Here is an 8,867-nt window from a genome sequence, read left to right as displayed (position 1 = left end):
ATGCGCCATTGGCGTTCTTCGGCCACCTTGCGCAGGGTATCATCGGGGTCGACGGCAACCGGGTGTTCTACCTGTTCAAGTAAGGGAAGGTCGTTGTGAGAGTCGCTGTAAAACCATGCGCCATCCATGGTGAACTCTTGGCCCTCAAGCCATTGCTTTAAGCGAGTCACTTTGCCTTCGCGGTAGCTGGGTGTGCCCGCTACTCGGCCGGTATAGCGGCCGTCTACTATTTCTGGGTCAACTGCAATCAAGTCGTCCACGCCCAAACGATTAGCGATGGGGGCAGTAATAAAGCGATTAGTGGCGGTGATGATCAGTAACGTATCGCCTTTCGTGCGGTGCCGAGCCAGCAGCTCTTCTGCTTTAGGCAAGATATTCGGCTCGATTTTGCTGACCATAAACTGCTGATGCCAAGCGGCTAACTGTTCCGGCGTATTTTCAGCCAGTGGCTTCAATGCCATTTCCAAAAAAGCCGCCATGTCTAACGTGCCCGCATTGTAATCCGCCATAAAGCGCTCATTGGCCTCGCGGTAGGCAACTGGGTCAACTGCCCCCTGTTCGAGCAAAAACTCGCCCCAGGCATGATCGCTGTCGATGGATATCAGCGTATTATCCAGATCGAAAATGGCCAGACTCACGGCGCTCCCCTTATGGTGTTGGTTAATTGTGCTGCTCGTTAGCTCAGTACTGAACGTCAGTAACGGTTTGCAAAGCGGCGGATTATCGCAGAGTCACCATGGTTTAACCACTTAGGGTGATATTGTATTGATACGCTTGTCTCCCTTGTGGAAAAATGGGGACAACTGAAAATTTATAAGGTGATGTCCGTGATCGACGCTGACGGCTTTCGCCCCAATGTTGGCATCATTATTGCCAACAGCCAGGGGCAGCTGCTTTGGGCGCGTCGTGTAGGGCAAAACGCGTGGCAGTTTCCCCAGGGAGGCATCAAGGCAAACGAAACACCACATCAAGCGCTTTTTCGTGAGCTTTTTGAGGAGATCGGTCTAACCGCCGATGATGTCGATATTGTCGCCTGTACCCGGGGATGGCTGCGCTACCGTCTGCCACGACGCATGATTCGCACCCACTCGCGGCCGGTTTGTATCGGCCAGAAGCAGAAGTGGTTTTTACTCAAGATTCGCTGCCAAGAAAACCGAATCTGTATGACGGCAACGCCTAAACCCGAGTTCGATGGTTGGCGGTGGGTAAGTTACTGGTATCCACTGGGGCAAGTGGTGCCGTTCAAACGAGAGGTATATCGGCGCGCGCTACGGGAGCTCTCTCCTCGCGTTCAGCGCTTGGCGCAACAAGATCACGATGGATAACGTGCGCTCCACTGTTCTAGGAAGCTGTTCTAGGTAAACTGTTCAAAAGAAACAGTTCAAAGGCGACGCTTCGAAGGACATAGTGACAGTTGGCCGAAAATCCCTCAGCGAGGCAAATAATAGTGAATAGGAAAACGTCCATGCTTGAGGTGCTGCGACGCGTTATTCAAGAAGTGAATGGCGCACGGAACCTCGACGCCGCGCTGTCAACGATGGTACGCCGCATACGAAAGGCCATGCAGACGGATGTGTGCTCCTTCTATTTATACGATAAGGAGCTCGAGTCGCTTGTATTGATGGAGACGATTGGCCTTCGCACGCAAGCGGTAGGCCGCGTTGTGCTACCGCTAGGCGAAGGTTTGGTAGGTCTAGTGGCTAAGCGCAGCGAACCGCTTAATTTAGAAGATGCGCAAAGCCACCCTCACTTTCGTTATTTTGAAGCAACTGGCGAAGAGCGTTACTCAAGCTTCTTAGGGGTGCCGATTATCCATCAGCGCCTCATGCTGGGCGTTTTGGTCGTACAGCAAGCTGAAAAACGTCAGTACGACGACGAAGATGAAGCTTTTCTGGTCACTATGGCTGCTCAGTTGGCAGGTGTGCTGGCTCACGCACTCGCTACCGGTAACCTTGCTCGCCCTGCGCTGCCGGGTGGCCAAGCTATGTTTAAAGGCGTGGCGGCTTCTCCAGGAATGGCGATGGGGGAAGCGGTAGTGATTACGCCGCCCGCTGACCTAAACAGCGTGCCTGACCTTATTCCCAGCGATCAAGACTATGAAGTCGCACGGCTAAAAGAAGCCATTGGCAAAACACGCGATGAAATCCGCGCAGCGGCAGAGCGCTTGGTTAACCGTATTTCTTCCCAAGAGCTGGCGTTATTCGACGTTTACCAGCAAATGCTTGGCGAAGCGGCGCTCTCTGAAGAAGTGGAAAAGCGTATTCGTGAAGGGCAGTGGGCACCTGGTGCGTTAGCCGATGTCGTGCGCCGCCATGTGCAATACCTTGAACGCGTAGACGACGATTATTTACGTGAGCGTGCGGCGGATATTCGCGATCTTGGTCGTCGTGTGTTGGCTCATCTGCAAGAAGACACGCCTTCGACCCCAGAAACCTACCCAGAAAACGCCATTTTAGTAGGTGATGAAATCAGCGTTGCCATGTTGGGAGAGGTGCCAAGGGACAAGCTAAAGGGCTTGGTATCCGTACGTGGTTCGAGTACCTCGCATGTTGCTATTGTTGCTCGGGCTATGGGGATTCCGACGGTGCTTGGGATGATGGATCTCCCGCTGCCGCGCTTAAATGGCGCCCCGGTAGTGATTGATGGCCACCGAGGGCGATTGTTTGTGCGGCCAGCGCCAGAGCTAAGAACTCGCTACGAAAGCTTGATTGCTGAAGAAGCAGCACTGAGTGAGTTGCTGGAGCACGAACAAGACCTGCCCAGCGAAACACCGGATGGCCATGCCATGCCGCTGATGGTAAATACCGGGCTGGCGGTTGATGCCTCAGCATTGCTGAAAAGCCGAATCGGCGGCGTAGGCCTATACCGCACCGAAGTGCCGTTTATGATTACTGAGCGCTTCCCCGGTGAGAAAGAACAAATGCGTATGTACCGAGAGCAGTTAGAGGGCTTTGCGCCACTACCGGTAGTCATGCGAACGCTGGATATCGGTGGCGATAAAGACCTTCCCTATTTTCCCATTGAGGAAGCTAATCCATTCTTGGGTTGGCGGGGAATGCGGGTAACCCTCGATCACCCAGAAGTATTGATGGTACAGCTGCGTGCGATGCTGAAAGCATCGCATGACTTGAATAATCTCTATGTGCTCTTCCCGATGATTACCAATGTGGAAGAGGTGGATGAAGCGATTCGTCTGCTGGATCGTGCCATTTTAGAGTTAGGCGAAGAAGGTATTGACGTCAAACGGCCTAAAGTGGGCGTTATGATTGAGGTACCTGCCACTATTTATCAAATGGATGCGCTGGCGAAGCGGGTCGATTTCTTCTCGGTGGGTAGTAACGACCTTACGCAATATTTGCTAGCGGTGGATCGTAACAATCCTCGCGTATCTAGCCTGTACGATGCGTTGCACCCGGCGCTGCTGGGGGCGCTGCAAGAACTCGCCCAGGATGCCACTCGGCTAGAAAAGCCTATATCGCTTTGCGGGGAATTAGCGGGTGACCCTGCTGGTGCGCTGCTACTAATGGCCATGGGATTCACCAGCCTGTCTATGAATGCTCCTAGTCTGCCTAGAGTGCGGGCCGCTATCCGCCGAGTGCCGATGCACGATGCACAAACGCTGCTTAAAGAGATCATGGACCTGGATACTCCAGCATTAGTACATGAGCATCTTAATCAGCGTATGGATGAGTGGCAGCTTTCACACTTAATGCCGCCGCGAGATTAGTGCTGGGGCTGGTATAGAGACTGGGGGCGTGGTGCTATCAATGTGGTTTCTCCCTCAAAACGACCGAGTGGTCCAAACCGCTGTTCGGTTATCTCCACTTCTCCCCGGTTGTTTAGCGTTAGCCAAGTGGTTGCACGAGTGCCGTAGTGTTCGCCAACAATAAATGCGGAGGAGAGCTGGCGCTCCAGCGTTAAGCCGACACCCGTATCGGGTAGCTGCTCATCAGGTGCGGTTTGAGGGTTATGCAGCGCAAATTGCGTCGCGGCCTGCCACTGTTCGTCATTACTATTTAACAAGGCGGCGCGAACCAGATTTAATTTTGGCCAGGGGGTATTCAGGGTTGCATTTGACAAGCCATGTACTCCCGGGGGCACGCTATTAAGCGCTACCCCATGACGGCCACGGTGCAGGTGCCACATGCGGTGTTGTGTCGCAACCAAAAGATTAAATCCGGCATAACGATGTGCGGTCGTGCGCTCCTGTGTTTTAAGCCATGCTTCCACATCGTCACTTTGTAAAACGCTAGCAACAAGTTCGCCTCGGCTCGGCGCGTTAGTGGGTGTCGCCAGGTCGGGGTCACGCACATTGGTCAGCGCTGCAACAACGCCTTGTGAATTGGCGGCTAGCCACGTACCCCCGGCTTCCAAGTCGCGCCCTCCCAGTAAGGCGGTGTGTTCTCCCCAGTGAGCAAGAGGTGCAGTAGGCCGCTGATGGAATTCATCTCGGTTGCCTGCCAAGCGTAATGGTATTGACGAGCCAGGGGACCAAGAGAAGGTGATTAAACACATAAGTAAGGCTCACGAATAGTAACAGGACCTCAATCAGTCAGTGTGGCATGGCAGTATTGAGGCGTAGACATACACTTAACATTAATATAAATATGCTCAGCCATGCTATGACTGCCAACATGTTAAGGCGAAATGTTTAAAAAGCCACCTAGGAAGGCGCACACACTATGCAATGCTATCAGCGAGAGCACTTCTGGAATGCGATTGTCTGGCCTGTTCTGTGGCCTCTTTTACTCATTCAGGCGGCCTTGGTACTGCTTTGTGTGCTGGTAGGGCTGGTGGTCTGGGGGCTCTCCCCCAGCCAAACATCGTGGAGTACCACTCTGTGGTTGACCCTCGCGTTGCTACTAGGCAGCTGTTTGAACGTCGGTGTTTTTTTGATGCTGGTTAAGAGTCGCGCAAAGCAAAAAGACACCCGTTTCATGCAAGAGTTGGCTGAGTTAGAGCGCCATGCCGCCACATTGGTTAATCGAAAAGCGGGGCAGGCTCCTTCAAAGGCGAAAGGTATCGGTGAGGAGCTACCACTTAAGCGCTTAGCAATGGTCAATCAGCTGTTAGCAGACGTCATTCGTGCAGGTGAGGATGTCCAGCACCTAGCTTCTTCAAGCGGGCCATTCCGACCCGATCAAACCTTGCTTGATGACCTTCATCACCAGCAAAAACAGTTGAAGCACCTCATTGCTGGACGCGACCGTGCGCGGGAAGAGTCACGCTTGAAGTCTGGTTATCTAACGTTACTTCAGCGCGAAGCCGACAATCTGTTTGATCATTTGAGCGATATGTTACAGATGGATAATTCAGAAACATGTCACAAGAATATTACTCACGTGCGAGAGCGACTCGCGGATATACGCGCACTGCTTACTAATTTTGTTCAGCAAAGTGCTAATGAAACAGATGCTTATGAGCAGCCGCTTCCAGCTTCTGAGCGCAAACTACGTATCTTGGTAGTTGACGATGGCCCTGTTAATTTAATGCTTGCGCGCCAAATGCTCGAAACCCAGGGGTTTCATGTAGACGGCGTCAGTAGTGGTGAGCAGGCTTTAGACTGCCAGCAAACGGTTTTTTATGATCTCGTGTTTATGGATATTTTTATGCCAACCTTAGACGGGCTAGAAGCCGCACGCCGCTGGCGAAACTTTGAGCGTCATAGTGGCAGTCAGCGGCGCAGTGTTTTGATTGCTCTCACCGCGAACGTTGATAATGCTGGTCATGGCGCTTATAACGCCGCAGGAATGGATGACGTACTAGCCAAGCCCTATAAACCTGAAACACTGCTCAGCATGATTAGCAAATGGGTTCCTGCCGCGAATAGTCAGGTGCAAAATAAATGACAATATTGAGTATTTTGGCAGGGTATTTGTTGCTAGGCGCAGTGGCAGGCACCATGGCTGGTTTGTTTGGAGTAGGGGGCGGTTTAATCATTGTGCCTGCGCTTGTCTTTGCATTTGGCCTGCAAGGGGTTGCTCCTGACATCATCATGCATCTTGCGGTAGGCACCTCCCTGGCAACAATTGTAATCACAGGGGCTTCGTCAGCATTAGGGCACTACCGGAAAGGCAGTATTCATAAGCCATGGTTCATGGCGTTGTTGCCCGGACTTATGTTGGGAGCCATCGGGGGGGTATTTATTGCTGGCAACCTTTCTGGCACCGTTTTGGGAACATTATTCGGGGTGTTCGTATTGCTGTTGGCAACCAAAATGATTGTTGGCCTTTCGCCAAAGCCAGGCAGTACGCCACCGGGAAAAGTTTCGATGACCATTGCCGGCGGCGTAGTGGGGGCCATATCAGCACTGTTTGGTATCGGAGGAGGCACAATGACAGTGCCTTGGCTTTCACGGTGTGGTGCAAGCATGACCCAAGCGGTGGGAACCTCTGCGGCGTGTGGCTTACCAATAGCGGCGGTTGGGGCGTTAACGTTTATTGTTGTAGGGTGGGGGAATCCGCTTCTTCCCCAGTGGGCGACAGGCTTTATCCTTTGGCCAGCCTTTATTGGAATTGTGCTAACAAGCGTTCCCTTTGCGCGGCTTGGCGTACGCTTGGCCCATATTCTCCCTGCCAACGTGCTTAGGTTTTCATTTGCAACGCTGTTGGCCGTGGTGGGTTTGCGCTTCATATTGGCGTAATTCACTGATGCCACACTGCTGTTCTCTTTCTGTTTGCTTTAGAGATTCTCGATGATTAATTATCCAACGATCGATCCGGTAGCGATTTCACTTGGCCCGCTGCAGGTTCATTGGTACGGCTTAATGTATGTGGTGGGGTTTGTGGCGGCATGGTGGCTAGGATGCAAGCGGGCACCACGTATTGGGCTTACAAAAGATGATATCGGTGATTTGCTTTTTTACTGCGCCATTGGTGTGGTGGTGGGGGGGCGATTAGGGTACGCACTGTTTTACGGCCTAGGGCAGTGGACGGCTGACCCGCTATGGGTGTTCCGCGTATGGGATGGCGGCATGAGTTTCCATGGCGGTTTATTAGGGGTGCTGCTTGCGGCATGGCTATTTGCACGTCGTAAACAACTGGCGTTTTTCACCCTCGCCGACTTCATCGCCCCGTTGGTACCCATTGGTTTAGGCGCTGGGCGAATTGGTAATTTTATCAATCATGAGTTGCCGGGCGGGGTAACGTCACTACCGTGGGGCATGCCATTTCCTGGTATGGGGCCAGAGCCGCGCCACCCTTCAGCGCTTTACGAAGCCTTTCTGGAGGGTGTCGTGCTGTTTGCCATTCTGTGGTGGGTATCTGCCAAGCCGCGCGCCAGAGGGCTGGTCTCGGGTTTGTTCCTGTTAGGCTACGGCGTTTTCCGCTTTATGGTTGAATTTGTACGTATGCCGGATGCCCACATTGGCTACCTCGCCTTTGGCTGGTTCACCATGGGAATGCTGCTCACGCTTCCGATGATCGCGTTAGGCCTCGTTTTTATCGCCTGGTCGCGTAATCAACCTATTGATGCCAAGTTGTGAAGAGTGAAGAGTGAGTGGCAGGAATGCTTCTGGCTGCCTGATGCTTACGCGTATAGAATATCTACCCAAATTGATTTTTAATCTGGAATTTCCGTGACTGCAATAACGCCCATGCCGAAAGAAGCGCTAGAACAGCCGTATCTCGACCTAATGCGCACCGTGATGGAGCAAGGCGTTGATCGGAATGATCGCACTGGTGTTGGTACACGCTCAGTGTTTGGTCATCAAATGCGTTTCGACCTCTCCCGTGGTTTTCCGCTGCTAACCACAAAAAAGCTGCACCTGCGCTCTATTATTCATGAGCTGCTGTGGTTTCTTAAAGGTGATACCAATATCGGGTATCTCAAAGAGCATGGCGTACGCATCTGGGACGAGTGGGCCGATGAAAACGGTAATCTTGGTCCGGTCTATGGTTATCAGTGGCGCAGTTGGCCGAGCCCCAGTGGCGGTAGTGTCGACCAGATTGCTAAGGTGTTGGAGCAGATTCGTACGACGCCTCAGTCACGGCGACTGATTGTTTCAGCCTGGAATCCAGGTCAAGTTGATGAAATGAAATTGCCGCCTTGCCACTGTTTGTTCCAATTTTATGTGGCCAATGGGCGTCTCTCGTGTCAGCTTTACCAACGCAGTGCGGATATTTTCTTAGGTGTGCCGTTTAATATTGCAAGCTATGCGTTACTGCTCAGTATGGTGGCGCAGGTAACTGGCCTGGAGCCTGGCGAGTTTGTGCATACGTTGGGTGATGCCCATCTTTATAGCAATCACCTGGAGCAGGCTCAGTCGCAGTTGAGCCGCACGCCTAAAGCGCCGCCACGTTTGGTGCTTAACCCCCAGGTAACCAATTTGTTCGATTTCACCTTTGACGACATCAACATCGAAGAGTATGAATCGCACCCCCATATTAAAGCGGAGGTGGCAGTATGAGTCAGCAGCAACATGCTTATGACCCCCTGGTGCCGATAGCGATGATTGTGGCGATGGCCAAAAACCGAGTGATTGGGGTCGAGGGTAAGTTGCCTTGGTACCTGCCTGAAGATCTAAAGTTCTTCAAACGCATGACTCAAGCCAAGCCGCTTGTGATGGGGCGCAAAACCTACGCATCAATAGGTAAGCCACTGCCCAATCGGCTCAATATTGTAGTAACCCGTGATACAAACTTTGCCGCCGAAGGCGTGCGGATATGTCATGAACTACCAGCAGCATTGGCATTGGCTGACCAACAAGCCACCATTGAAGCCGCCGAAGAAATTATGGTGATGGGAGGGGGGGAGATTTATCGACAAGCGCTTCCTCATGCTCAGCGTCTCTATATCACTGAAGTGGATATTGATGTCGATGGTGATGCTGTTTTTCCCGAGCTCTCTATGGAAGAGTGGCAGGAAGT

Annotated in this window: 9 protein-coding genes; 7 read left to right on the top strand and 2 right to left on the bottom strand. The window is 52.4% G+C overall.

Annotated features, from left to right (window positions below):
- Positions 1–638 (bottom strand): histidinol-phosphatase (locus tag INT22_RS04485; protein ID WP_193067739.1); only part of this gene is annotated, 638 nt, incomplete at its 3' end.
- Positions 639–827: 189 nt separating this feature from the next.
- Here INT22_RS04485 and INT22_RS04480 point away from each other — a divergent pair.
- Both INT22_RS04480 and ptsP read left to right on the top strand, forming a co-directional pair.
- Positions 828–1,325: an RNA pyrophosphohydrolase gene (locus tag INT22_RS04480; protein WP_038486029.1), complete on the top strand. Its 498-nt coding sequence runs from the start codon at positions 828–830 to the stop codon at positions 1,323–1,325.
- 140 nt (positions 1,326–1,465) lie between these two features.
- The gene (ptsP, locus tag INT22_RS04475) at positions 1,466–3,727 is read left to right on the top strand and encodes a phosphoenolpyruvate--protein phosphotransferase (protein WP_193060541.1); all 2,262 of its coding nucleotides are present in this window, start codon (positions 1,466–1,468) and stop codon (positions 3,725–3,727) included.
- On the opposite strand, the gene INT22_RS04470 is transcribed toward ptsP, so the two are convergent.
- Complete coding sequence (locus tag INT22_RS04470; protein ID WP_193060540.1) at positions 3,724–4,515, bottom strand: NRDE family protein; 792 nt, start codon at positions 4,513–4,515, stop codon at positions 3,724–3,726. The genes ptsP and INT22_RS04470 overlap by 4 nt on opposite strands.
- 167 nt (positions 4,516–4,682) lie before the next feature.
- Here INT22_RS04470 and INT22_RS04465 point away from each other — a divergent pair, with 167 nt between their 5' ends.
- From INT22_RS04465 to INT22_RS04445, 5 genes are all read left to right on the top strand, one after another.
- Positions 4,683–5,849 (top strand): response regulator, encoded by a 1,167-nt coding sequence (locus INT22_RS04465; protein WP_193067738.1) that lies wholly within the window; start codon positions 4,683–4,685, stop codon positions 5,847–5,849.
- Positions 5,846–6,643 (top strand): sulfite exporter TauE/SafE family protein, encoded by a 798-nt coding sequence (locus INT22_RS04460; protein WP_193060538.1) that lies wholly within the window; start codon positions 5,846–5,848, stop codon positions 6,641–6,643. The genes INT22_RS04465 and INT22_RS04460 overlap by 4 nt, the downstream gene beginning before the upstream one ends.
- 51 nt (positions 6,644–6,694) lie before the next feature.
- A complete protein-coding gene (gene lgt, locus INT22_RS04455; RefSeq protein WP_193060537.1) occupies positions 6,695–7,483 on the top strand; it encodes a prolipoprotein diacylglyceryl transferase in 789 nt (262 codons plus the stop codon).
- A gap of 93 nt (positions 7,484–7,576) precedes the next feature.
- A complete protein-coding gene (locus tag INT22_RS04450; RefSeq protein WP_442311488.1) occupies positions 7,577–8,407 on the top strand; it encodes a thymidylate synthase in 831 nt (276 codons plus the stop codon).
- On the top strand, positions 8,404–8,867 hold a 464-nt coding region (locus INT22_RS04445), incomplete at its 3' end, for a dihydrofolate reductase (protein WP_193067737.1). The genes INT22_RS04450 and INT22_RS04445, both read left to right, overlap by 4 nt.

The sequence above is a fragment of the Halomonas sp. 3D7M genome (genome assembly GCF_014897885.1).
Classification (GTDB): domain Bacteria; phylum Pseudomonadota; class Gammaproteobacteria; order Pseudomonadales; family Halomonadaceae; genus Vreelandella.
Note: the sequence above shows the minus strand (reverse complement) of the source record. Positions and strands in the feature narration are given on the sequence as shown.